The sequence below is a fragment of the Thiosulfativibrio zosterae genome, assembly GCF_011398155.1.
Lineage (GTDB): Bacteria > Pseudomonadota > Gammaproteobacteria > Thiomicrospirales > Thiomicrospiraceae > Thiosulfativibrio > Thiosulfativibrio zosterae.
On record NZ_AP021888.1, the window covers coordinates 1122658 to 1146893 of the forward strand.

The window sequence follows — 24236 nt, forward strand, 5'->3', positions numbered from 1 at the left end:
TCGGGAGTTTTTAACAAATGAGTACAATAGTTGACATTAAAGTTCCCGATATTGGTGATTTTGCAGAAGTTGAAGTGATTGAAGTGCTGGTGGAACCTGGCCATGAGATTATTCAAGACGATTCTTTACTAACCCTAGAATCTGACAAAGCCACCATGGAAATTCCAGCGCCCTTTGCAGGTAAGCTCATTTCTTTAACCGTTGCTATTGGCGACAAAGTTAAAGAAGGTACCGTTATCGGACAAATGGAAATTGCCAATGTCGAAACGGTTGCAGCCAATGTGGAAGAAAGCGTTACCGCCACCGCAGAGCCAGAAAAAACAGTTGCCCCAGCTGCAGCGACGGATGTTCCTGTTGCTGACAAGCAATGTGAAGTTTTGGTGTTAGGTTCTGGGCCTGGTGGTTATACGGCAGCTTTCCGTGCGGCAGATTTGGGCAAAAAAGTCATTATGATTGAGCGTTACGCTAGCATTGGTGGCGTCTGTTTGAATGTGGGCTGTATTCCTTCTAAAGCCTTATTGCACATGTCGGTGGTTTTGAATGAAACCCGCGAAATGCATCACCATGGCATTACCTTTGCAGAACCACAAATAGACACCAATAAAATGCGTGCCTTCAAAGATGGTGTTATCAATAAACTGACCGGCGGTTTGTCGGCTTTGGCTAAAGCACGCCAAGTTGAAGTGGTGCAGGGTTATGGCAAGTTCAGTTCTTCACACACAGTTACCGTCGAAAAAGCCGATGGCACGACCGAAACCATTGGCTTTGAAAATGCCATTATCGCGGCGGGTTCTCGTGTGGTTAAACTACCATTTATCCCACATGATGACCCTCGTGTGATGGATTCTACCGATGCGCTTGAGTTGGCAGAAATTCCTAAGCGTATGCTGGTGATTGGTGGCGGCATTATCGGTTTGGAAATGGCGCAGGTCTATGATTCACTTGGCGCTAAAATCACGGTAGTGGAACTGGGTGACACCATTATTCCCGGCGCGGATAAAGACATTTCTAAGCCGTTGTTAAAGAAAATTCAAAAGCAATATGAAAATGTTTTCTTGAGTTCAAAAGTCACAAATGTTGAAGCCAAGCCTGAAGGGTTGGTGGTGACTTTTGAAGGCAAAAAATGTCCAGCCACGGATACTTTTGATCGCATCTTAGTCGCCGTTGGTCGTGCACCTAACGGTAAATTGATTGATGCCGACAAAGCCGGTGTTGCGGTCAATGACTGGGGCTTTATCGAAGTCGATCAGCGTCAAAAAACCAATGTCGATCACATCTACGCCATTGGGGATATTGTTGGGCAACCCATGTTAGCACACAAAGCTGTTCACGAAGGAAAAGTGGCTGCGGAAGTGATTGCTGGCTTGCCAAGTGCCTTTACACCGATGAGCATTCCATCAGTGGCCTATACTGATCCAGAAGTGGCTTGGGCGGGTAAAACTGAGCAACAACTTAAAGACGAAGGCATCGAATACGAAAAAGGTGCTTTCCCATGGGCAGCTTCTGGCCGTAGCTTAAGCCTTGGGCGTGACGAAGGTTTAACCAAAGCCTTATTCTGTGCCGAAACGCATCGTTTATTGGGTGCGGGTATTGTCGGACCTAACGCAGGTGAACTGATTGCTGAAGCCATGTTGGCGATTGAAATGGGCGCTGATATGCAAGACATTGGGCTCACCATTCATCCGCACCCAACCCTGTCAGAAACCCTAGGGTTTGCGGCAGAAATGGCGGAAGGCACCATTACCGACTTGTTGCCACCGAAAAAGAAAAAGTAGTTTTAAGCGTTTTAAAACAACACTTACAATAGGTTTTTGCCCTTAAAACCCCACCAAAAATAACCAGGCCTGGTCAATTTTAGTGGGGTTTTTTGCTTTTATAGCCAATATGAATGCGCTCTAAGTGCCTGATGGAGATTTTCTTTGATAACCTTGAGTCCCATTAAGCGCCGCCTGACTTATGTGGTTTTGTTTGAAATTACTGCCATTATATTTTCAACGCTGGTATTGATGTTGTTAAGTGAGAGCGATGCCCAAGAGTCCTTACCCGTTGCGATTTTTATCTCGCTCGCAGCAGGTATTTGGAATTATCTGTTTAATACCGCATTCGAGTTTTGGGAGATGCGTCAGCAAATTCAAGAGCGAACTTTTGCTATTCGTAGTCTTCATGCCTTAGGATTTGAGGGTGGCTTGGTGCTGATTTGTTTGCCATTATATATGGTGTGGTATGGGGTTGACCTCTGGACTGCTTTTACAATGGAAGCGGCTTTGTTGCTTTTCTTTTTGGTTTATACCTTTATATTTACCTTACTTTTTGACCAATTATTTACGTTGCATCTGCCGTTAAGTAAATGATTAGCCCATTATCCAATTTTTGATTTAAGGAAGTTTTATGTCTTTCGCCACTTTAGGCTTATGTGATGAACTTTTGCAAGCGATTGCCGAGCAAGGATATACCTCGCCAACCGCAATACAACTTGAAGCGATTCCTGCAGTCTTAAGCGGGCGAGATGTCATGGCGGCTGCGCACACAGGTACCGGTAAAACAGCCAGTTTTACTTTGCCGATGTTGCAATTGTTGTCGAGAGGAGAGAGTCCGCAAGCCTTGCAGGTGCGTGCTTTGGTGCTCACCCCAACCCGAGAGTTAGCGGCTCAGGTGATGCAAAGTGTTCAAGTTTATAGCACACATTTAAAAATTCGCACTGCCGCCGTGTTTGGCGGAGTAAGAATCGAACCACAAATCGCCGAACTACAAATCGGGGTTGATGTGTTGGTGGGAACCCCGGGTCGCTTGTTGGATTTGCATAGTCAAGGCGCAATGAGCTTTGACACGCTAGAGATTTTGGTACTGGATGAAGCGGATCGTATGTTGGAGTTGGGGTTTATTGACGATATTCAGCGTATCCAGGCGTTACTGCCAGAGAAGCGTCAAACCTTAATGTTTTCAGCGACTTTTTCTGAAGCGATTAAGTCCCTTGCTCATAAAATGTTTACCAATCCGCTGATGATAGAAGCGGCAGCAGCTAATAGCACAGTCACTGCTATTAAGCAGTTGGTGCATCCGGTTGATCAAGAGCGCAAGAGCGAATTATTGATCGATTTGATTAAGAGAAATCAATGGCATCAAGTCTTAGTGTTTATCCGCACCAAAAAGGGTGCGGACATTTTGGTAAGTGAATTGAAAAAAGCGGGTATAAAAGCAGAATCTATTCATGCCGATAGGTCACAACACGCGCGCACTCAAGCCTTGGAAAACTTTAGAAATGGACAAATAGTGGCATTGATAGCAACTGATATTGCGGCACGAGGATTGGACGTCAGTCAACTGCCCTGTGTGGTGAATTTTGACTTGCCCTATGTCCCTGAAGATTATGTGCATCGGATTGGTCGCACAGGGCGTGCTGGGGCGGAGGGGTTGGCGGTATCTTTAGTCAGTGAGGCGGAATACAAACAATTAAAGTCGATTGAGCAACTCATTGGGCTGACCCTAGAACGCAAGATTTTGCGTGGTTTTATGCCCACAGAAAAAGCGCCCAAAAGCCCGTATGATGATGCCGAATATGGGTGTTTTGAGCCTGACAGAAAGCCTAGTAGCAAACCCAAATCTTCGCATCGGCGGGCAAAATCTTCCAGAAGAAGATAAGTTGCCAATATCAGCCAGCCTTTAGTTTGAGTCAGTCATGTTGATTTTATTGAGCCTCATTCATCGCCAGTGCCATGGCTTCTGCCACGCGTATGCCGTCTATGGCCGCTGACATAATGCCCCCTGCATAACCGGCACCTTCTCCAGCAGGGTACAAGCCTTTGGTGTTGATGCTTTGATAATCGTCACCGCGTTTGATACAAACAGGGGAGGAGGTGCGGGTTTCAACGCCGGTTAACATGGCATCTTTTAAAGCGAATCCGCTGATTTTTTTGTTAAAGGCTGGAATGGCTTCTTGAATCGCTTCAAGGCAATAGTCGGGTAATATTTTGGTTAAATCGGTGAGTTTTACACCAGGCTTATAAGAGGGTTCTATTTTGCCAAGCTGTGCAGAAGATTTACCGGCCAGATAATCGCCCACTAATTGTCCTGGTGCATCATAGTTTTCGCCACCCAAAACATAAGCGGCGCTTTCTAATTGGCGTTGCAGTTCAATGCCGGCCAAAGGGCTGTCGCTGGGGTAATCTTTGGGGTCTATGCCAACCACTATCGCACTGTTGGCGTTGCGTTCGTTGCGAGAGTATTGGCTCATGCCATTGGTCACCACACGTTTTTCTTCAGAGGTCGCTGCAACCACTGTACCACCAGGGCACATACAAAAACTGTAAACCGAGCGACCATTTTTGCAATGGTGTACCAACTTATAGTCAGCCGCACCCAGCAAAGGATTGCCGGCGTTTTTACCAAACAGCACCTCATCAATTGCGGATTGATTGTGTTCGATACGAAAGCCAATCGAAAAGGGTTTGGCTTCGATATACACCCCCTTATGATGCAACATTTCAAAGGTGTCGCGCGCACTGTGACCCGTGGCCAAGGCAATATATTTAGAATGGATTTGCTGACCATTTGAAAGGGTTAAGCCTGTGATTTGCCCATCTTCAATATGCAAGTCGTCAACTCTTGAATTGAAACGAATTTCACCACCCAACTCAATAATTTTAGCGCGCATTTTTTCAACCATGCCCACCAGTTTAAACGTACCGATGTGCGGTTTACTGACATACAAAATCTCAGCTGGCGCACCCGCATCTACGAAATCTTGCATCACCTTACGGCCGTAATGCTTTTTATCGTTGATTTGCGTCCATAACTTACCGTCCGAGAAAGTCCCCGCGCCGCCTTCGCCAAATTGCACATTCGACTCGGTGTTTAAGGTGCGGTTGCGCCAAAAGCCGAAAGTATCTTTGGTGCGTTCACGCACTTCTTTTCCTCTGTCTAAAATAATTGGTTTATAGCCCATTTCTGCCAAGACTAATCCTGTGAAAATACCACAAGGACCAAAGCCAACAACCACTGGGCGTTCTGTTAAATTTTCAGGGGCTTGAGCGACATATTTATAAGACATATCCGGAGTCGGGCGGATGTTTTGATTTTGGCTGTGTTTTTTAAGCAAGGCTTCATCATTGTAAGTTTCGACATCCAAGGTATACATCAAACTAATCTTGTGTTTGCTTCGTGCATCAAATCCTCGTCTAAATACCGTAAAGTCAAGCAACTGCTCTGCTTGGATTTTTAGGGTCGCGAGGATTTCGGCTTGCAGTTGGTCTGGGGTGTGATCTAGAGGGAGTTTGACATTGGTGATGCGAATCATGAGAAATCCAAAGTTTATGTTACTTAGTTATAGTAAAAATAAAGAAACACTCAAGGTTTAAAACAGGCTAGTAAGCTAGATTTTAGCTTGCAATCAGCCACTTAATCCGTAGTATACTGATGTTTAAAAGTGAGTGGTTAAACGTAAATTAACCCCAAATTTTAGCAGAAATCGACACTCTAAGGCGAAGAAAGAAAATGGCATTTGTAGTGACTGAAAATTGTATTAAATGTAAATACACTGATTGTGTGGCGGTTTGCCCGGTGGATGCCTTTCACGAAGGGCCAAACTTTTTGGTCATTAATCCAGAGGTGTGTATCGATTGCGATTTATGCTCGGCAGAATGTCCTGCACAAGCCATTTTTCAAGAAGACGCTCTGCCTGAAGGAATGGAAGAGTTTCGCAAAATCAATCTAGATTTAGCACACATTTGGCCAGTCATTAACGCAGTCATTCCTGCGCCAGCAGATGCCGATGAATGGAATGGTGTTGCAGACAAAGCCCAATACCTAGAAATAGAGTAACCCTAACAGTTGTTTTATACCCTAGTTTGTTCGGTAATTTAAAATAGAAATCGGTACGGTTTTTTTCACGGGAAACCCTTCGATTTCTTGGCGTTGAATGATATGCCCTAACAGGCTTTCAATGGCGCAAAGATTTTTAAAGTCGTCTTTCGAGACTAAAGAAATGGCTTCTCCAGTTTCACCCGCTCTGCCGGTTCTGCCAATACGGTGAATGTAATCTTCTGCAGGAAAAGGCAGGTCATAATTGACGACTCTTTCTAGCTTCTCCATATCCAGGCCACGCGCCGCTATGCCTGTGGCAACCAAATATTTTAATTTTCCCTCTTTAAAGCTTTGCCAAACGCTTTCGCGCATGGCTTGGCTTCGGCCACCATGAATTGAGTCGGCGAGGATGCCGCGTTTGCCGAGTTGTTCAACCAGTTTGGCAGCGGAGTGTTTTTTCTCAACAAAAATGAGTGCTTGATTCCAATGCTGTTCTTGAATTAAATGGCTCAATAGCGCTGATTTAGTGTCTTTGTCGACCGTTATTAGCCATTGCTTTATTTTTGGCGCACTTTTGGCGTTGGAGGACAGGCTGATTTCAATTGCATCATGATTGACGACCTTGGCTAAAAATCGAACGTCATCTGTCAGAGTGGCTGAAAACAATAAACTTTGACGATGTTCGGGCAGACGCTCGATGATTTTATGGAGGTCGTCGATGAACCCCATATCTAACATTCTGTCAGCTTCATCGAGAACTAAAAATTCTAAGTCATCAAAAAACAACGCTCTTTGATAGGCTAAGTCTAATAATCGACCTGGCGTGGCGACTAAAATATCTATGCCATTTGCGAGTGCTTGTTTTTGCGCTTCAAGGTCCGAACCGCCGTAAACCGCTAAAGAAGATATTTTTAAATATTTTGCATATGCCTGAATGTTCGCTTCAACTTGAATAACCAACTCGCGGGTCGGTGCTAAAACTAATGCCCGAATGGAACGACCACGCACCTCGCCCAAGCTACTGAGGGTTTGTAAAATAGGTAAACCAAAGGCGGCTGTTTTGCCAGTTCCGGTTTGTGCACCTGCAATGAGATCTTTGCCAGACAAAATCACAGGGATGGCTTTCTTTTGGATTTCAGTAGGGGTTTTGTAGCCTAATTCTGAAATGGCTTTTAAGAGTGGGTCGATGAGTCCAAGTTTTGAAAAGGGCATGGTTATCCTTGAAGGTTTGTTCGAGAAGATTCATTGTAAGAATATAATGATTGGCTCAAAATAAGCGATAAAAAACATCAAAATACGCTAAAAATAACCAGGCCTGGTCATTTTTAATGAGCTTTTTTAATGTTGACGACGGTCTTGAAATTCGCCTTTAATAATTTTTTGCTTTTTAACAAGCATGACGGCTTGATCGATTTCATCAAACAAAGCGTTGTAATCTTTGTCTCCATTAAAGTAGGCGGTTGCATAAGAGGCTTTTGCCAACTGATCTAATTGGTGGTTGATGTCATCTTGTGAAATCACGATAAACTCATCACCACCTATGCGGTAAATATTGAGGTTTTTAATTTTTTTGAGCAATTTAGAAATATCATTGGCCACTTCTTTAATGACTTCATCACCCGCTCTATAACCAAGTTGTTTATTAATGCTGTGCAGGTCATTGATGTCAATTAATGAAATATAAAAGGGCGTTGCCTCTTTCATTAGTTTGGTTATTTTTTTATCAAAATCTTGGCGCAATTCTAAGCCGGTCAAAAAGTCGTATTTGTAGACGGGAATGAACTTATTCAGGAGAATGCAGTTTTTAAGCTTGAAACTTAAAATCATAATGGTCATGGTAATTAATAAAATAATGAGATGAACAATATCATTTTCTAAGAATTCACGCATAGAGCAAGACCAGTTTGATTGATTAGGCTCAGCAGTTTATCAGCAACCGTCAGGCGTGTTGCAATAAATGCTGTTAAGCGTTGGAATGGTTTTTTATAAAATAGCGGAAAGCTTCTGGTGTCATGGGCTTGCCAATAAAATAGCCTTGCATTTGGTCGCAGCCCATTTCTTTGAGCAGGTCCATAACTTTTTGAGTTTCAATACCTTCTGCGATGACTTTTAAGCCTAAGTTGTGTCCGAGATTGATGGTTGAGCTGACAATTTTTCTGTCATTTGCGTCTTCATTCATTTCCATAATAAATGACTTATCGATCTTAAGTTCAGTCACTGGCAAGCGTTTTAAATAGGCTAGGGATGAAAAACCTGTACCAAAGTCATCAATAGAAATGCAAACCCCTAAATCATGCAATTTATTTAAAACCTCTAAAGAAACCGCCAGATTTTCCATCATGACGCTTTCAGTAATTTCGAGTGTTAAATAACCATAGTCTAATTGGTAGTTGTCCATAATCAATTTGACTTCATCTGTTAAGTCCAAGTTAGAGAGATCTCTAACGGATAGGTTGACAGAAACCGTGATAGGGAAGCCTGCTTTGTGCCATTGACTACATTCAGAAACGGCTTTATTGAGCATACTGAGTGATAGTTTGTGAATAAATCCCGCGCGTTCGGCACCTTCGACGACCTTTTCAGGAGAGATAAACCCATATTCTCGATGGTTCCATCTCAACAAGCCTTCGGCGCCACAAATCTCACCATTTTCGGCATTAATTTTGGGTTGGAAGTAAATTTCAAATTGATCTTGTTCTAAAGCTTCTGCAACATCGTGAATCAGGTTAAGTCTGGTTTTGCTATAGATGTTTTGGGTTGCGTCGTAAAAGGTTAGGCCTGTACGATTGCGTTTGGCGGTATACATCGCCATATCGGCATATTGAAATAAGCTTTCCATATCGGTAGCGTCTTCTGGATAGCTGACCATGCCTATACTGATACCAATATTGACCTTTTGACCATTGATTTCAACGGGTTGACTAATTTTTTGAATCAGATCTTCAGCAAGGCGGGTTGCACGCTCTTTGGATGCATCGGGCAATAGAATGGAAAACTCGTCCCCGCCTAATCTGGCTAAGGTATCCGATTTTTGAATGAGCTCTTGCATACGCTTTGAAACTTCTATAAGCAGCTGATCACCGGCGGCATGTCCCAAGGTATCGTTGATGTCTTTAAAAAAGTCTAAATCCATTAGGTAAAGCACAAACGGGCACTGGCGTCTTTCTGAATTTAGCAAGTGATACTCGATGCGTTGATTCAGTAAAAAACGATTAGGCAAGCCGGTTAAGTGATCGTGCATGGCTTGATGTTCAAGCGCAGTTTGGCGCAGGGTGACCTCTTTGTCCATTTCAACAAAGGCATCAATCAGTCGTCCAACTTCTCTGGTGTTTGACGAATGGATATTGGGCAAGTCTATGTCGAAAGCTTTAGAGCGCAGTGCTAAAGAAACTTTTTCAATCGGTGAAAACAGCATCCATTGCATAGAAACTAAAATAGAGGCAATAAATAACAAGAAAAGGGCAATGATGGCAAAAATTAGCTTGTTAAAAGCCTCGTCACTTTCTTTAAGGGCTTCGTCGGTACTGAGTTTTTCAGAGTGAATGGATTTTTCAATATCAATAATGTTTTGGCTGATGTCTTCAATCACTGGAAACACGCGGGTTTTAATGATTAGGGTATCTGAGCGCCATTGATCCGATTCTGAAATTTTTCTAAGATTAATGAAATCTTGATACCAATCTTGGCTGTTGTGTAATGCGTTCTTAAGTATGTCTTCGGCCTCAAAACTGTCTTCTTTGGAATACAAACTTTGCAGTTTTTGTAGGTTTTGAGTGAAAAGGGTGTGTATGTCTTTTAGGCTTTTTCCTTGATCTTCTAATATTTCGGTGGTGAAGGAAGCCAAACGATTAGCCATGTAAATGCGGGTTTGAGAGATGGCATTTATCCAAATAGATTGAGATTTCAATAATAACGGATAGATTTCGGGCGAATTGAGTTGAATGCTATTGGATTCAATTTCGTTAATTAAAATTTCAAACCCAGATTTTATAGAGTCTTGTTTACTTTCCATGATATTGGCGGATATATTCAAACCTGGATATTGTTTGTTGATATCCAAGCGATATTCAATCAAGTGCTCAACTTCTGTTTTCAGTTTTTTAACATTGTGAGCGGCTATGACAGTCAAAGCAGAAATATCTTGATGATAAGGATGTTTGGATTTACCCAGTGCATTTAAGCTTTTCAAAGCAGCGTTGGTATTGGCTGCAATTTTTTGAATGAGATTTTCGTTAAGCGGGTCTAGCAAAAATAGATTAATGTCTTTGTTGACGATCAGTAGGGTGTTTCTGACTTCTTCAATGTGAGTTTGTTCTTGAAGCAAACCTTCATAAGCCGCATTCACTGAATCTTTCGTAGTCACTAGATTTTGATAACTGAAAGAAACAATAATCGTGACAAATAACCCAATCAAAATGGTCAGCAGAATATATCGATTTCTTAAACTGGGTGGATTTTTGTCGATAGGTTTCATGGATTGCCTACTGAATTGCATTCATTTAAATTGAACAGCTGTTGAGCGGGTTAATTGTTAAGGTTTGAAGTTTATATTTTATTGCATTATTAAAAACCGCTGACCAAAAAGAATTAATGTGCTCATGCTTTTAACTTTTAGTATGCATAGCGGTCTTTACCGGCATGCTTGGCTTCATACAATTTTTCGTCGGCAATTTTAATAACTTGTTGGTAGTCTGGGTCTTGTTCAAATTGTGCTAAACCAATCGACACCGTTGCTTTCAAGGTTCTGCCATTGTCTAGTTTGACTTCATTTTGTCTAATGTTATCTAAGATTTTTTGAGCAGCAAGAATGCCATTTTCAAGAGAGGTTTCGGGCATCAAAATCATGAACTCTTCGCCACCAAATCTAAAGGCATAATCGGTCACTCTTAAAGCTCGTTTTAAATGGCGGCCTATGCTTGAAAGCACGGCATCGCCTGCTTGGTGACCGTGAATATCATTGACAGATTTAAAGTTATCAACATCAATCATCAGCAGGGTATAGGGCTCTTGGGTTTTAATCGCTAGCTGAGTTTCGCTTTGTAAAATAGGCGCCATAAAACGGCGTTCAATTAAACTGGTTAAAGCATCTTCACGCGTGGCGTCTTCGATATTTTTGTCGGCAATTTGCCCGAGCATCCAGCCACATTCATTGGTTAACGCATTGATTTTTTGAATGGTTTGCTCTTTGGGCGCATTAGGGGAATGGTGCAGTTCATTAAGGGAATCTTGTAGTTCATCTAAGTTATGGATGATTTTGTTGGTGACTCTTGGGTCGGTGCAAAAAAAGCCCAGTTTATGACGAATCCAGAGGGCAAATTCTTGATGATGAATATCCACTTTGCGGTGGGTAGAATGGGTTAGCAAATCAGACATAAATTGCGTCATCCAACCAAATAGAGCGCCTTTAACGCGTTCAATCTCAATCGCCATTTCATGCGCACTAGAACGGCTTCTGTATTCTTGTGCATGGCGCTCAGTGTTAACGCGTTGATCAAGGTAAGACTCATTGATGAGGCTCAGGGCTGAATCCAAGAGTAGGTTTAACAGAATGATTAAATCGGCTTTGAGTTTGTCTGGAATGTTGGCATCGTTACGCAGGTTAATAAATAAAACCTGCTTAATGGTGCTCATGGCGCTGTTAACCATATGCATGGGCACTTCAATGCGTGAATGCACTTCGCCAACCAGTCGTTGTTTATTCACTAGGGTTTGAATGTCTTCATCCGAGAATTTGGGGCTAAGGGTTTGTTTTATCCAAGCTTGTAATTCAATTTTAAGATGGTTTTCAACCAACTGATTGGTTAGATAACGCTTGGTTGCTGAGTCGGTGAGCAGTACATCATAAAAAGCTTGGGTGCATTCAGCGGCATTATTTTTAATAAATGTTTGATAGGCTTCTAATAGTTGGTTATTGTCTGGGGTGTAAAGGTTGCCAATAAAGAATTGTTGTAAAGTTTGCATTAGAAACCCTTCCCTGAGTTGTTAAGATAAGCGTAAATAATGATGTTACCACATAAATATTATTCTTAAAACAGTCGACTGCTCGGGTGTTTAAATGCGAACTGGATTATCGGTTTCGCCAAATATTAGATACGGCTTTATCACTGCCTAAAAATGCCACAATTAAACTGATGAATCCTATGGCCGCAAAAATAAAGGCGGGTAAAAGTGCAGCCATTTCGTTTGTCCGAAAGCCAAAATAAACCGCAACGCCTGCTAACATTAAAAACAAACTGCCTAAGATTTTTAGAAAGGTCCTGTGCGATGGTCGATAGTTTTCTGGCAAGTCACCTGTTTCAAATAAGTTTAAGATGGGGGCAAAAAGTTTGGTTAAGACGGATTTCATGTTGGGGCAGGGCTCTAAAGATAATTAAGCCTTCATTATAACGGGCTTTTTCAAGCCGTGTTTTTAACTCAACAGTTTTCATTAAATTCCCGATGTAAACACAAAAGTTATGGTTAGGTCTTTCGGGAGCGCGTTTTAGTTTAAAATTCATCCCCAATTGACTTGAGATGAACAAACGAGCATGAGATGACCACAGAGATTCAAGAATTAGGCATTTTGCCAGCCACCACAGAAGCCTATCAGTTGATTTATGCGGACGAAGATTTGGTGGTGGTGAATAAGCCCACTAAATTATTAACAGTGCCTGGTCGGCATCCCGCCAATCATGATTGCTTGGTCAGTCGTGTTCAAACTGAGTTTGCAAGCGCCATGGTGGTACATCGTTTGGATTACGATACCTCAGGCCTGGTTATTTTACCCCTGAATAAAGCGACTTTATCGGATGTGAGTAAACAGTTTCAAGCGCGCACAGTTCACAAACAATACACGGCAATTGTAGATGGTTTGATGACGGACGATGTTGGTGAGATTGATTTGCCGATTGCTAAAGATGACGCCAATCCACGATGCTACAAAATTTGTACCCAAACAGGCAAACCTTCTGTGACACGCTTTGAAGTGCTGGCCAGAGATTTTGAAAAACAGCAAACGCGTGTTTTGCTCAAACCCATCACAGGGCGCTCTCATCAATTGCGTTTACATTTGCGTGCCTTGAGTCATGCCATTTTGGGCGATGAATTTTATGCGTCCCCCAGGGTTTTAGACGCATCTCCAAGATTATTACTCCACTCTAATCAGATCGAATTTGTACATCCTGTGAGTAAAGCGTTGCTCACATTTAATAGCGTCGTGCCTTTTTAAGCCATGAAGATTTTGCAAACCCCAGCTTCAAATCGTCTTGCTTTAATAAGTTTGGCGATTGTTTTGTTAATCGTAACCAAAACCGTGCACATTATTGACTGGCACTATGCGGATGGTTATTGGGATTTAGACAGAGTTGTGGGGTTGGTTTTATTTTTGGGTGTGGTTCACCATTATATTGAACCACTCAAACTGGGTTCTTGGCTTTGGTTGCTGGGCTTGTTGGCGAGCTTTGTATTGCTGGATGCAATCACCTCGCAACTGGGATTGGCAAGGATTGTGCAGTTGTTCATTTTGACTGCGTTGGTTGAAGAAATTCTATTAAGAGGCGTTTTATTTGAAGGGTTACTTAAAAAATTGTCTCCTCGAACCGCGCTGTTATTGACCACGGTATTATTTACAATGGTACACACCAAAGCCTATTCAGACCCTTGGTATGCGCTGGCTTTACTCATCACGGGCGGATTATTAGGGGGCATCTATTTGCATTACCGACAACAGAGTTTGCAAAAAGCAATGTTATGGGCAACCAGTGTGCATATGGTGATTATTCTGATAGGGGTTAATCTTGCCATTGTTCAATGAGCTTAGCTTTTATAATCCCTCGCAGCAGATAACCATGGAGCGACGCTTGTCATGTCATCTTTTTATGAATTAACCGTGTTGGGCTCTGGGGCTGGCGCATCTTCGGTTTATGAAGGCTTAACCAGCAGTAGCTTTATGTTAAGTTGCGATGGGCAGCCGTTTTGTTTGGTGGATTTGGGCTTAGGCGTGGGCAGAGAAGTGATGCGTCAGTTTGGTGAGTTTCCATCAAAAGTCATCATTACCCATAATCATTCAGACCATGCCGGTGATTTGCCGGTCGTGGCTTTGGTAGAACTTAAGCGTGGCAATCGTCTGCAAATTATTGCTCAAACCGAGGTCATGCAACGCCTCAAACAACACCGCATGGCGGAACATCATCAACAAGCAAAGCCAGAAGCCTTAGCCGATTGGGTTGGTTTACCTGAAGGGGAATCTTTTGAACTGGGCTTTGGATTGACGCTGGCGTTTTACCGCGGTGAACATTCCGAGTTGAGTTTTGGTTTTAGGCTGATGGATGCGCAAGGGCAAATTCGATTGGCCTATACGGCAGATTCTTGTGTGAGCACTGCTTTATATGAGAAATTAGCGCCAGCCCAGGTGTTTATTTTGGATGCACGTCCTAAACCGAATGCTTGGCATGCCGATTTTGCGCAAATTCAGCCTTGGTTAAAGCCTGGTGTTTTTATATTGGGGCATGGTTTGTCAAAAGCCAAAGCCTATGAATCTTACCCTGAATTGCCACTATTGCTGGCAGGCCAAACCCTAGTCTTTTGAGGAACACAGAATGCGCTTAAATGTAGCTGAATTAGTCAAACAAATGATTCGATGGGTTTATGCCTTGTCACCATATTTTTGGATAGACCGTTATTTTAAGCAACAAGAACTGGCGTTTGAACCCGAGTCAGACGCTTGGCAAGCCTTGCGCAATAAGCGATTATTTTTGTCAGAGTTTTATATTGTCAGTTGGTTGGTCGGCTCGATGCTACTGGTTGGCCTAACGGTGGCGCTCAATTTAACAGGGGATGCAGATTCTATTTTAAATTCTGCCATTGTCACAGCGGTTGTGGTGTTATTGTTATTGCGAATTTTTGGCATAGTGAATAAAGAAATTGGTGTGATTTTATTTGGGATTTGCAAAATCACCGAAGGCACCATGGTTTCTGCCACCGGTCGGGTCATTGTTTTGGCAATGGTCAACTTTATGACTGCACTATTTTTGTTTGCCACGGTTTATCAATTGCAAGGTCAGTTTGAAGATGTGCCCAGCTTCTTTGGTGCACCTCATTCGTTTGCGGGATTGGTGCATTCTGTATCCTTACATTTTACGATGAATGGTGCTTTTACCCCGGCTGATGCCTTTACTTGGCTGGTGAGTATTTCGCAGGGCATTTTTTGTTTTGCGTTTGGCACCATTGTCATTTCACTGTTTGTGTCTTTATTAAATGTGAAACCGCTTCGAGCTTAAAACCCAGAAGCGGTTAGTGTTTTATTTCTCCCCCAACTTTTATTGCGAGTCTTTTATGGCCTTTAGTTTTGAACCCCAAGTCATTGGTTATATTGCTGGTTTTCTAACCACCATTTCATTTTTACCCCAAGCAATTAAAACCCTTCGCAGTCAAAGTACCGAGTCCATTTCGCTGTGGATGTATGGTTTGTTTGTGACGGGGGTCAGCTTATGGTTGGTCTATGGCTGGCTAATTGCCGATCCCACTTTGATTGCAGCCAATGCGATTACTCTGCTATTTGCCAGTCCTATTTTGATTTTAAAACTACGCCATGTTCTGTCTGCTCGGTAACCTTAAAGGCTAAGATGGACAATTACTTTTTATATTTACTCATTACCATCATCACCATCGCCAGTCCTGGGCCAGGCGTTTTACTCACCCTAACCAATGCCTTGCGTTATGGGTTTAGAGGGTCTTTGGCGGGTATTTTTGGCATTGCCGCAGGCATATTTGTGGTGGCAGTTTTGTCCGCAACCAGCATCGCTTTGGTGCTATCGACTTCGCCCATTGCATTTACGGTATTGAAATATCTAGGGGCTGCTTATTTGATGTATTTAGGGTTTAGACTGTGGCAAAGCCAACCGCAATATCGAGTAACGCAAACGGTTGTTGATAAAACCCATCGATTGAGATTTGTGGAAGGCGTGGGTATTACGGTGTTAAATCCCAAACCCATTTTCTTTTTTATGGCGGTGTTTCCGCAGTTTATTGCAGTCACAGATTCTGCACTAGACCCCTTGTGGCAGTTTTGGTTTTTGGTATTAACCTATTGTGTTTTGGTGGTGGTGATTCACAGTTTGTATGCGGTCATGGCAAAACTGGCGAGAGCGTCTTTGGCGTCAGAACATGGCAGTTATTGGGTGAGTAAAACCAGTGCTGTTTTTCATATTTTGTTGGGTTTAGGATTGGCCTTAGCCACTTAGCTAATCAATAGCATTGAAGTTAAGGTAATGCCAAAACTAAAAAACCGCACTGGGCGGTTTTTGTTAAAAAAAGCGTTAGGCGTTATCTATGATTACGCATTCATATAAGGATAGTCCGTGTAACCTTCTGGGCCTGGCGTATAGAAGGTATCTGGGTTGGCTTGGTTAAGTTCTGCACCTGCGGCAAAGCGCTCTGGTAAGTCTGGGTTGGCTATGTAGGGCACGCCAAATGCCACCGCCACTAATTCACCTCTGGCAATCGCTGCTTCGGCTTCGGCAGCGTCATAGCCCATATTGCTGATTAGGTTGCCTTGATAATTTTGGATGGCGGCGCTGAGAATATCAGTTTTTTGAATTCCAAAAAAGTCACTGCGCATGATGTGTAAATAGGCCAAATTAAAATCATTAAGTTTGCTGCTTAACCAAGCGGTTAAGGCGGCAGGATCACTGTCTTCCATGCTGTTAAAACTATTCACGGGAGAAATACGCAAACCCACACGGTCGTTGCCCCAAACCCCACAAACCCCTTCTAACACTTCAAGTAACAAACGCGCACGATTTTCAATCGATCCACCATAGCTGTCGGTGCGTTTATTACTGCCATCGCGTAAGAACTGGTCTAGCAAATAACCATTGGCACCATGCACTTCAACCCCATCAAACCCTGCCAGTTTTGCGTTAATGGCTGCTTGTTTAAAGCCTTCAATAATGCCAGGAATTTCTTCAAGCGTTAAAGCTCTCGGAACGGTATAAGCTTTTTTGCCTTCAGGGGTGTGAATTTCATCGTTGGTGATGGCAATTTCGCTCGGCGCAACAGGCTGTTTTCCACCGTTAAAATAGGGGTGACAGGCACGACCCCCATGCCAAATTTGTAAGAAAATGCGGCCGCCTTTCACATGAACGGCATCGGTGACTTTTTTCCAACCGGCAATTTGTTCAGCGGAATAGATGCCTGGTTCGGCGTAAAAAGCACTGCAACCTTCCATGGCCATGGTGGCTTCCGCAATTAATAAACCGCTAGAAGCGCGTTGCGCATAATGCTCTGCCATGAGGTCAGTTGGAATATGATTCGCTTCGGTTCTGGCGCGAGTTAAGGGGGCCATTAAAACTCGATTAGGCAGGTCAAGAGCGCCTAATTTCACGGGAGATAATAGGTGTGGATATGCGTTTTTCATGTTGCCTCACTTAGTGGTTGTGTTTAATAAAATGGTTAAATAATTCGGTTTATAGGGCTTTCCAAACTAAAATTCGGTTATTTTGCGGCATGATGATGTCGTCTAGCAGTTGCAAGCCTGCCAGTTTTGCAAGGCCATCACACCAGTCTTTATCTTTAATGCCGCTGAGCGGATTGCGTTGTTTTAGCCAGCAATCAAACTGTGCATTACTCTCACTGGTAAAACGCCCGTTAATATTAAATGGACCATAAATCATGACCAGGGTGCCCGTTTTTAATACTTTTGGCAGGTTGCTAAAAAAGTCGCTTACCTGTGCTTCACTCATAATGTGAAAACTATTGGCGCTGAAAATGGCGTCATAGGGTTGGGTTGGCCAATTAGCATCCGATACATTCAATGCCAAAGGTGCTAAAACATTGGGCAGCTGTGCTTCTTCTAGCCATTGCAAAATGCCGGGAATATTCTCGGCAAGCTCTGATGTTTGCCAAGTGAGATGCGGTAAGGCCTTACCAAAATGCACGGCGTGTTGACCTGTGCCAGAGGCAATTTCTAACATGCTTTGTTTATCAACTAGCAGAGGATGCAAGGCTTCTAAAATGATCTGTTTGTTTTCTTCGGCCGAGCCACTGAAAGGTTTTTGTTGTAAAAAGGTCATGATTTAATTCGCTGAGTTTTTAAAAAGAGAAACCACCCAAATTTGAGTGTCACAGATTTGATACTGAATGTTGAATTCATAGAGCTTAACACCAAAGTCGTTACGCTGGTCGATATTGCCAAAATGAATCGGACGCGGGTTGTGGCTTAAGGTCGATTCAATCAAGGCTTGCAGTTCTGGGTAACGCTCTTGCACCTCTAATAATTGTTGTCGTGCCAGCTCGCTAAAAGAAACGGGCAATAGATTACTTGCAGGTGCTTCATGCGCAAATCCTCCCAGCGCTTGCGGCACTTGATCGGCATAAGGCAAATAGGGTTTGATGTCGATGACCGGCGTCATGTCCAATAAATCTAAGCCTGATACCTTTAAAAACAATTTGCCATTCGATTTTTCCCAGCCATGATATTGCAAAACCGACATGCCAATCGGATTGGGTCGATAGGGTGAGCGGGTTGCAAACACCCCTTGGCGTTTCGCGCCTTCGCGTGGCGGACGCACGGTGGGTCGCCAATCTTCCAGCGGTTTAATCGCTTCATGAAAAATAAAGATGACCCAAATGTGGCTAAACCCCTCTAATCCATTTAAGGCTTCTTCGCGATTCCACGGTGCTAAGAGTTCAATTTTGCCAAGATTGCCTTTAATCAATCCTGTTTGGCGCGGAATGCCAAATTTTTCCTTAAAAGGGCTATGGACTAATCCAATTTGATGGCATGCAAATGGCAAGGGTTGATTCATGGTTTAAACGCCAAAGGATTCTGTGGGCACACTGGGTAAGGAATGTGTTCTAGGGTTTCAGTCATATATTCATCAATCATTTGTCGTTCGCGCTGGCAAAAATCACCAATCCCTTCTGGGAAAGGATTGCGGGTTAGCCAATGGCTTGATTGGGTTTGTACTGGCACAAAGCCGCGCGCAATTTTGTGCTCACCGCCCGCACCAGGTTCGAAAACTTGTAACCCATTTTGGATGGCAAATTCGATGCCTTGATAAAAACAACATTCAAAATGCAAAAAGGGCACATCGGCTACACAACCCCAATGGCGACCATATAAGTGGGTTGGCGAATGATACATTAAAGCGCCGGCAATACAGTTGCCCTTGGCATCGTCAGCCAATACCAACAAGACCTGCTCGGGAATTTTTTTGGCAACTGCTTTAAAAAAGGCTTCATTGAGCGTTGGGGTGCTCCATTTTTCGGTAAAGGTTTTGTGGTAAAAATGGCTAAAGTTTGCCCAATCTTCATCGCTTGCAGTGTGGCCGTTGAGTTGCCTAAATTGTATGCCCTGCGCCGCAAGCGCCTTGCGTTCTTGGCGAATATTTTTACGCTTCTTACCGGTCAGCGCCGCTAAAAAATCATCAAAAGATTGGTAGTTTTGGTTAAACCAATGAAACTGGCAATCGTGTCGCGTGATTTGAGCCGGTTGTTCATTCAACCAATCTTGTTGAGTGGGGTGGGCAAACAAAATGTGCAAGCCGCTGAGGTTGTTTTGCAGGCAGATTTGTTGTGCCCCATTAAGCAATGCCGTTTGACAGGCTTCGTCAGACAGGTCAGTGGCCGCAGGGTTTTTTAAAAAACGCTGTCCTAGGGCGGGAGTATAGGGAATGGCGCTAAGTAATTTTGGATAATAATTTAAACCCACTTGCTTCCAAGCATTTTCCCAACTTTGGTCGAATACAAACTCGCCATAGTTATTGTATTTTTGGTAAAGCGGTAGGGCGGCAATGAGCTGATTATTTTCATAGAGGGCTAGATGACACGGAATCCAGCCAAAGCGTTCACTGGCACAGTTGTGTGTTTCTAACTCTGACAGAAATGCGTGGCTTAAAAAAGGCGACTGCTGAACATTCATAGCATCCCAATCCTGCGCGGGGATGTCTGCAAGATTTGAAATTAATCGCAAAGTCAGCGTTTCAGAAATGGCCATGCCCTCGATTCCTTAAAAAAATAATTGACCATTTTAACAGACAATCCCTCACCGTTTTTTGATGTGACAAACCCCAAAAAAGCCCTAAATCTAACCAGACCTGGTTAAATTTAGGCGGTTTTTTGCTTAAAACTTGTCTTCTTGGTAATCCGTAAAGGCTTGTTCTATTTCTGCTTGGGTGTTCATGACAAAAGGTCCGCGTTGTACAATCGGCTCTCGAATGGGTTGCCCGGACACTAAAATCAAACGACTAATTTGTTCGAAGGTATTTTGCAAACTCACTTTATCACCCTGCGTCAAAATGGCTAGTTCGCCAGACTTTAAGGTTCTCTCACCAATCGATATTTGGCCTTCCAGTACAAACACAAAAGTTTGGTCGTCTGCCGCCAATGAATGTTGAAAGGATTCTTTTGACGTTAATTGAATGTCAAAAAAGGTGGGGTAAACCAGCGTATTTTTAACGGGGCCTTCTGTGCCTGCTTGTGTTTTACCGGCAATGACTCGAATTTGACCGCCAGTTTTGGAGTGCTCAATGGGCACGGCTTCTGGGGCAAAGTCTTGATATTTTGGGGGCGTCATTTTATGGCTGGCGGGTAAGTTGATCCACAGCTGAAACCCTTTTAATAGCCCATTGGTTTGTTCAGGCATTTCTGAGTGAATGATGCCGCGACCTGCGGTCATCCATTGCACGCCACCCGGTACAATCACGCCTTGATTACCCGCATTGTCTTGATGGCGCATTTTGCCATCAATTAAATAGGTCACAGTTTCAAAACCACGATGTGGATGGGGTGGAAACCCGCCAATGTAATCTTGTGGTTGGTCGGTTGAAAAAACATCGAGCATTAAAAATGGGTCAAGGTTACGAATTTCAGAAGTGCCGATATAGCGGCGCAATTGTACGCCTGCGCCATCACTGGTGGCTTGTCCATGAATGATTGTTTTAATTTGACGCATGGTGATTCTCCTTAATTTGATTCCAGTTTAATTGTTGCGTAAATTTTGATAAACCGTAAAATTAAGAAAACATTGTTCACTATAAAGGAATAATCGATGGGGCAGCTAGAAGAGATTGAAATTTTTATTCGGGTTGTTGAAGCCGGTGGGGTTGGCAAGGCAGCCGAGCAATTGAATATGGCGAAGTCTGCGGTTAGCCGCCGGTTAGCAGACTTAGAAGCTCGTTTGGGCATAAAACTCATCAGTCGCACCACACGCACTTCGAATCTAACCGAAGCCGGGCGTTTGTACTACGAAAAGTCGTTGCGATGGTTAGAAGCCTTGGAAGAAATGAATCATGAGGTGAGTAACCAAAATGCGTATTTAATGGGCAGCTTGCGGATGTCTGTGCCCTTGTCTTTTGGTTTATTGCATTTAAAACCTGCGATAGAAGCCTTTGCCAAACAGCACCCACAACTACATTTAGAAATAGACTTTACTGATAGAAAGGTGAATTTGATTGAAGAAGGGTTAGATTTAGCCTTGCGAATTGGGCGTTTGCAGGATTCCAGTATTCAAGCACGCAAGTTGTTCAGGGCGCAATTGGGTTTGTATGCCAGCCCAGATTATCTAGCCGAAAAAGGCGAGCCAAAAACTTTTGAGGATTTAGAGCATCACGCAATATTGCGCTATTCTAACGATCCGAATCCTAAGTTAGAAATGACAGATGCCAATGGTCAACTTTATGAAATGCCGATTAAGGGCAATATGAGCGCAAATAATGGTGAGTTTTTAAGAGATATGGCTGCAGCAGGACAAGGTTTGGTGGTATTACCAAGTTTTATTGCATGGCAAGCAGAGCAACAAGGCGCTTTAAAAAGAATTTTGCCGGATTTTGGGATTGCGGATGTGGCGGGATATTTGGTGTATCCGCAAAATCGCTATTTACCCCAAAAAAGTCGATTGTTTATTGATTATTTGGCGGCATATTTCGCCAAAAATAGAATTTGGGAACTCTAGACGCCCTAACTTGAAAAGCTAGGGCGATGTTTATTTTGGTATCAACTGGTTATTACGCAGGTTTTTTAGGCGATTTTTTGCCGTAGTTGGCTAATAACTGTTGATATTGTTCTGCTGTTAAAACCGATTTAACAAAATCACGACATTCAATTTTAGACATCATAATGTCATGACGCAGTTTGAAAGATTTTTCACCCAAACTGGCGATTTCTTTAGCATCGCCATCTTTTAGGGCCAATTCTTTAGCTTGTTTTTCTAAAGCCACCACTTCTTTCACTTGAGCCATGACCGCCGGAGAATTTTTCTCTTTGTAGGCTTTAAGTTTGGCAAACTGTTCATCGCTTAAATTTAACTCAGCACGGTTTTTCATCACAGCTTTCATCAAAACAGGCATGAAGTTACTGTGTTTAAGGGCTTTTGCAAAGGCCTTGTCATGTTGCGGTTTGGCAGATTGCATGGCAGCTGGTTTAGCTTCTGGCGCAGCGGCGTCATTGGCAAAACTCAATGAAGGTAGGGTAAAAAGTGAGGCTAGGGTCAGGGTCAGTAGGGTTTTTTTCATGATAAATTCCTATCAAGATGTTCAAAATTCGTAAAAAGGTTAAAAACTTTAATGCAGTTTTTTTAAGGCAAACCTATCTTAACGGATATTGCCCAAGTTGAATATAAAAATGAATGCTCAATTTGTTTAATTTTTTGGGTAGCTTGATGGCAGTTGCATTAGGATATGGCAATGATTAAAAAGTTTAAGCGTGAGCAGTCGCATGAGTTTTAAAAGGCGTTGGGATATTTTTTGTACGGTTATCGATAATTATGGTGACATAGGTGTCTGTTGGCGCTTGGCAAAATTGTTGGTTCAAGTGCATCAGCAAGCGGTGCGCTTATGGGTTGATGACTTAGCGGCTTTACAAAAGTTGCATCCGAACACTCAAATAGATCAAGCTAAGCAATGGCTGGAAGGGGTTGAGGTTTGCCACTGGACTTCAAGGGCATTTGACATGGTGAGCATGGGTGATGTCGCAGAAGTGGTGATTGAAGCCTTTGGCTGTGAATTACCCATCCAGTATCAACAGGCAATGGGGCAAAAAGGCGAAGCCTCTTGTGTTTGGATTAACCTAGAATATTTAACCGCTGAACCCTGGGCTGCAGAGTGTCATGGACTGGGCGCTTTGCAAAACAATGGTGTTAAACGGCATTTCTTTTTTCCAGGCATGACCAAGGGCACGGGCGGATTGATGTGTGAGCCCGATTATGAAGTGCGCAGAATGGAGTTTTTAAACAGTTTGACCCTGCAGCAGCGTTTTTGTCAGCGTTGGAATTTGCCGTTTGATGGGTTGGATGACGCAATTAAAGTATCCTTGTTTGCCTATGAAAATCAAGGATTGTTGGGTTTGCTAGACGCCTTTAAAAACTCAAGTCGTCGCGTGGTGGCTTTTTTGCCGGAAGGTAAATTGTTAAATGATTTAAACGCTCAGTTGGGGTTAAGTTTGCAAGCGGGGCAAACTTGGCAAACGGCGCAGCTCACGCTTGTAGTGATGCCTTTTTTACCCCAAGCAGCTTATGATGAGCTTTTATGGTTGTGTGACCTGAACTTTGTTAGAGGAGAGGAGTCTTTTGTTAGAGCGCAACTGGCTGCCAAACCCTTTGTTTGGCATATTTATCCCACCGAAGACCAGGCGCATTTTGATAAGCTCGATGCCTTTTTAGCCATTTACCCAACCTTAGCCATCTTAAAACAAGCCAATGTGGCATGGAATCAAGAGCAGTGGCACCTTGAGCATTGGCATACTATGGTGAATGTATTACCAGAATTACTGGAGTCTGCTGAGTCTTGGCAAAATTCTATAAAACAATTAGGTGAGCTCAGTGAGAATTTAATGACTTTTGCCAAAAAGTTATAAAAATGAATATAATATGCCACACTTTTGTAACTCTAGGAAATTGAAATGAAAACAGCACAAGAAATGCGCGTTGGTAATGTGTTTATGATGGGTAATGACCCAATGGTCATCCTAAAAGCAGAATTTAACAAATCTGGTCGTAACTCAGCCGTTGTTAAAATGAAGTTAAAGAATGTTTTAACTGGCCAAGGCACTGAAACTGTCTATAAAGCAGATGACAAATTAGAAGACATCGTTTTAGATAAGAAAGAATGTACTTATAGCTATTTCGCTGATCCTTTATTTGTATTCATGGACACAGAATACAACCAATATGAAATTGAAAAAGATGATCTAGGCGATGTTGCTAACTACATTGAAGACGGTATGTCAGACGTATGTGACGTGACTTTCTACAACGGTCGCCCAATTTCAGTTGAATTACCAACCATCATTGTGCGTGCCGTTGCCTATACTGAACCTGCCGCGCGTGGCGATACTTCTGGTAAAGTGATGAAAACAGCGACTCTATCAACGGGTGCAGAATTAACGGTCGCCAGCTACATCGAAATCGGTGAACTGATCGAAATCGACACTCGCACCGGTGAGTTCCGTAAGCGCGCTTAATT

General features: G+C 43.0%; 25 protein-coding genes. 13 read left to right on the forward strand and 12 right to left on the reverse strand.

Annotated elements, in window-relative coordinates:
* Positions 1 to 17: 17 nt before the first annotated feature.
* From lpdA to THMIRH_RS05005, 3 genes are all read left to right on the forward strand, one after another.
* Positions 18 to 1775, forward strand: a complete 1758-nt coding sequence (lpdA, locus tag THMIRH_RS04995) for a dihydrolipoyl dehydrogenase (protein WP_173291060.1) — start codon at positions 18 to 20, stop codon at positions 1773 to 1775.
* 144 nt (positions 1776 to 1919) lie between these two features.
* Entirely contained in the window at positions 1920 to 2351 is a 432-nt protein-coding gene (locus THMIRH_RS05000) for a PACE efflux transporter (RefSeq protein WP_173291061.1), read from the forward strand.
* A gap of 37 nt (positions 2352 to 2388) precedes the next feature.
* On the forward strand, positions 2389 to 3639 hold the full coding sequence (locus THMIRH_RS05005; RefSeq protein WP_173291062.1) for a DEAD/DEAH box helicase: 1251 nt from the start codon (positions 2389 to 2391) through the stop codon (positions 3637 to 3639).
* Positions 3640 to 3685: 46 nt separating this feature from the next.
* On the opposite strand, the gene THMIRH_RS05010 is transcribed toward THMIRH_RS05005, so the two are convergent.
* Positions 3686 to 5293 carry an NAD(P)/FAD-dependent oxidoreductase gene (locus tag THMIRH_RS05010; protein ID WP_173291063.1) on the reverse strand — a complete coding sequence of 536 codons (1608 nt, stop codon included), beginning with the start codon at positions 5291 to 5293 and terminating at the stop codon, positions 3686 to 3688.
* Positions 5294 to 5490: 197 nt separating this feature from the next.
* On the opposite strand from THMIRH_RS05010, the gene fdxA reads away from it, so the two are divergent.
* Entirely contained in the window at positions 5491 to 5817 is a 327-nt protein-coding gene (gene fdxA / locus THMIRH_RS05015; RefSeq protein WP_173291064.1) for a ferredoxin FdxA, read from the forward strand.
* A gap of 21 nt (positions 5818 to 5838) precedes the next feature.
* Here the strand turns inward: fdxA and THMIRH_RS05020 are convergent, their stop codons facing one another.
* From THMIRH_RS05020 to THMIRH_RS05040, 5 genes are all read right to left on the reverse strand, one after another.
* On the reverse strand, positions 5839 to 7011 hold the full coding sequence (locus tag THMIRH_RS05020; protein ID WP_173291065.1) for a DEAD/DEAH box helicase: 1173 nt from the start codon (positions 7009 to 7011) through the stop codon (positions 5839 to 5841).
* A gap of 126 nt (positions 7012 to 7137) precedes the next feature.
* Positions 7138 to 7689, reverse strand: a complete 552-nt coding sequence (locus tag THMIRH_RS05025) for a diguanylate cyclase domain-containing protein (protein ID WP_173291066.1) — start codon at positions 7687 to 7689, stop codon at positions 7138 to 7140.
* 73 nt (positions 7690 to 7762) lie between these two features.
* Positions 7763 to 10273 (reverse strand): putative bifunctional diguanylate cyclase/phosphodiesterase, encoded by a 2511-nt coding sequence (locus tag THMIRH_RS05030; protein WP_173291067.1) that lies wholly within the window; start codon positions 10271 to 10273, stop codon positions 7763 to 7765.
* 137 nt (positions 10274 to 10410) lie between these two features.
* Complete coding sequence (locus tag THMIRH_RS05035; protein ID WP_173291068.1) at positions 10411 to 11760, reverse strand: GGDEF domain-containing protein; 1350 nt, start codon at positions 11758 to 11760, stop codon at positions 10411 to 10413.
* Positions 11761 to 11866: 106 nt separating this feature from the next.
* Positions 11867 to 12145 carry a hypothetical protein gene (locus THMIRH_RS05040; protein ID WP_173291069.1) on the reverse strand — a complete coding sequence of 93 codons (279 nt, stop codon included), beginning with the start codon at positions 12143 to 12145 and terminating at the stop codon, positions 11867 to 11869.
* A gap of 186 nt (positions 12146 to 12331) precedes the next feature.
* Between THMIRH_RS05040 and THMIRH_RS05045 the strand changes: the two genes are divergently transcribed.
* The 6 genes from THMIRH_RS05045 to THMIRH_RS05070 are packed head-to-tail and all read left to right on the forward strand — an operon-like array spanning position 12332 to position 16019.
* A complete protein-coding gene (locus tag THMIRH_RS05045; protein WP_173291070.1) occupies positions 12332 to 13006 on the forward strand; it encodes an RluA family pseudouridine synthase in 675 nt (224 codons plus the stop codon).
* Between the two features lie 3 nt (positions 13007 to 13009).
* On the forward strand, positions 13010 to 13591 hold the full coding sequence (locus THMIRH_RS05050; protein ID WP_173291071.1) for a CPBP family intramembrane glutamic endopeptidase: 582 nt from the start codon (positions 13010 to 13012) through the stop codon (positions 13589 to 13591).
* Positions 13592 to 13642: 51 nt separating this feature from the next.
* Positions 13643 to 14365, forward strand: a complete 723-nt coding sequence (locus THMIRH_RS05055; protein WP_173291072.1) for an MBL fold metallo-hydrolase — start codon at positions 13643 to 13645, stop codon at positions 14363 to 14365.
* A 10-nt stretch (positions 14366 to 14375) separates the two neighbouring features.
* Complete coding sequence (locus THMIRH_RS05060) at positions 14376 to 15056, forward strand: hypothetical protein (protein WP_173291073.1); 681 nt, start codon at positions 14376 to 14378, stop codon at positions 15054 to 15056.
* Positions 15057 to 15111: 55 nt separating this feature from the next.
* Positions 15112 to 15387 carry a SemiSWEET transporter gene (locus THMIRH_RS05065; protein ID WP_173291074.1) on the forward strand — a complete coding sequence of 92 codons (276 nt, stop codon included), beginning with the start codon at positions 15112 to 15114 and terminating at the stop codon, positions 15385 to 15387.
* A gap of 14 nt (positions 15388 to 15401) precedes the next feature.
* Positions 15402 to 16019 carry a LysE family translocator gene (locus tag THMIRH_RS05070; RefSeq protein WP_173291075.1) on the forward strand — a complete coding sequence of 206 codons (618 nt, stop codon included), beginning with the start codon at positions 15402 to 15404 and terminating at the stop codon, positions 16017 to 16019.
* 92 nt (positions 16020 to 16111) lie between these two features.
* Here THMIRH_RS05070 and THMIRH_RS05075 read toward each other — a convergent pair whose 3' ends face one another.
* The 5 genes from THMIRH_RS05075 to THMIRH_RS05095 form a co-directional block, all read right to left on the reverse strand.
* Positions 16112 to 17194 carry an alkene reductase gene (locus tag THMIRH_RS05075; protein ID WP_173291076.1) on the reverse strand — a complete coding sequence of 361 codons (1083 nt, stop codon included), beginning with the start codon at positions 17192 to 17194 and terminating at the stop codon, positions 16112 to 16114.
* 49 nt (positions 17195 to 17243) lie between these two features.
* Positions 17244 to 17849: a DUF938 domain-containing protein gene (locus THMIRH_RS05080; protein ID WP_173291077.1), complete on the reverse strand. Its 606-nt coding sequence runs from the start codon at positions 17847 to 17849 to the stop codon at positions 17244 to 17246.
* Between the two features lie 3 nt (positions 17850 to 17852).
* Positions 17853 to 18584, reverse strand: coding sequence for a tRNA (N6-threonylcarbamoyladenosine(37)-N6)-methyltransferase TrmO (tsaA, locus tag THMIRH_RS05085; protein ID WP_173291078.1), 732 nt, complete (start codon positions 18582 to 18584; stop codon positions 17853 to 17855).
* Positions 18581 to 19774: a GNAT family N-acetyltransferase gene (locus tag THMIRH_RS05090; protein ID WP_173291079.1), complete on the reverse strand. Its 1194-nt coding sequence runs from the start codon at positions 19772 to 19774 to the stop codon at positions 18581 to 18583. Before THMIRH_RS05090 ends, tsaA begins: the two co-directional genes overlap by 4 nt.
* Before the next feature lie 126 nt (positions 19775 to 19900).
* The gene (locus tag THMIRH_RS05095) at positions 19901 to 20731 is read right to left on the reverse strand and encodes a pirin family protein (protein ID WP_173291080.1); all 831 of its coding nucleotides are present in this window, start codon (positions 20729 to 20731) and stop codon (positions 19901 to 19903) included.
* Positions 20732 to 20827: 96 nt separating this feature from the next.
* On the opposite strand from THMIRH_RS05095, the gene THMIRH_RS05100 reads away from it, so the two are divergent.
* The gene (locus THMIRH_RS05100) at positions 20828 to 21730 is read left to right on the forward strand and encodes a LysR family transcriptional regulator (protein WP_173291081.1); all 903 of its coding nucleotides are present in this window, start codon (positions 20828 to 20830) and stop codon (positions 21728 to 21730) included.
* Between the two features lie 52 nt (positions 21731 to 21782).
* On the opposite strand, the gene THMIRH_RS05105 is transcribed toward THMIRH_RS05100, so the two are convergent.
* Entirely contained in the window at positions 21783 to 22289 is a 507-nt protein-coding gene (locus tag THMIRH_RS05105) for a Spy/CpxP family protein refolding chaperone (protein ID WP_173291082.1), read from the reverse strand.
* A gap of 202 nt (positions 22290 to 22491) precedes the next feature.
* Between THMIRH_RS05105 and earP the strand changes: the two genes are divergently transcribed.
* Positions 22492 to 23628, forward strand: a complete 1137-nt coding sequence (gene earP / locus THMIRH_RS05110) for an elongation factor P maturation arginine rhamnosyltransferase EarP (protein WP_173291083.1) — start codon at positions 22492 to 22494, stop codon at positions 23626 to 23628.
* A gap of 45 nt (positions 23629 to 23673) precedes the next feature.
* A complete protein-coding gene (gene efp / locus THMIRH_RS05115) occupies positions 23674 to 24234 on the forward strand; it encodes an elongation factor P (protein ID WP_173291084.1) in 561 nt (186 codons plus the stop codon).
* Positions 24235 to 24236: the final 2 nt, after the last annotated feature.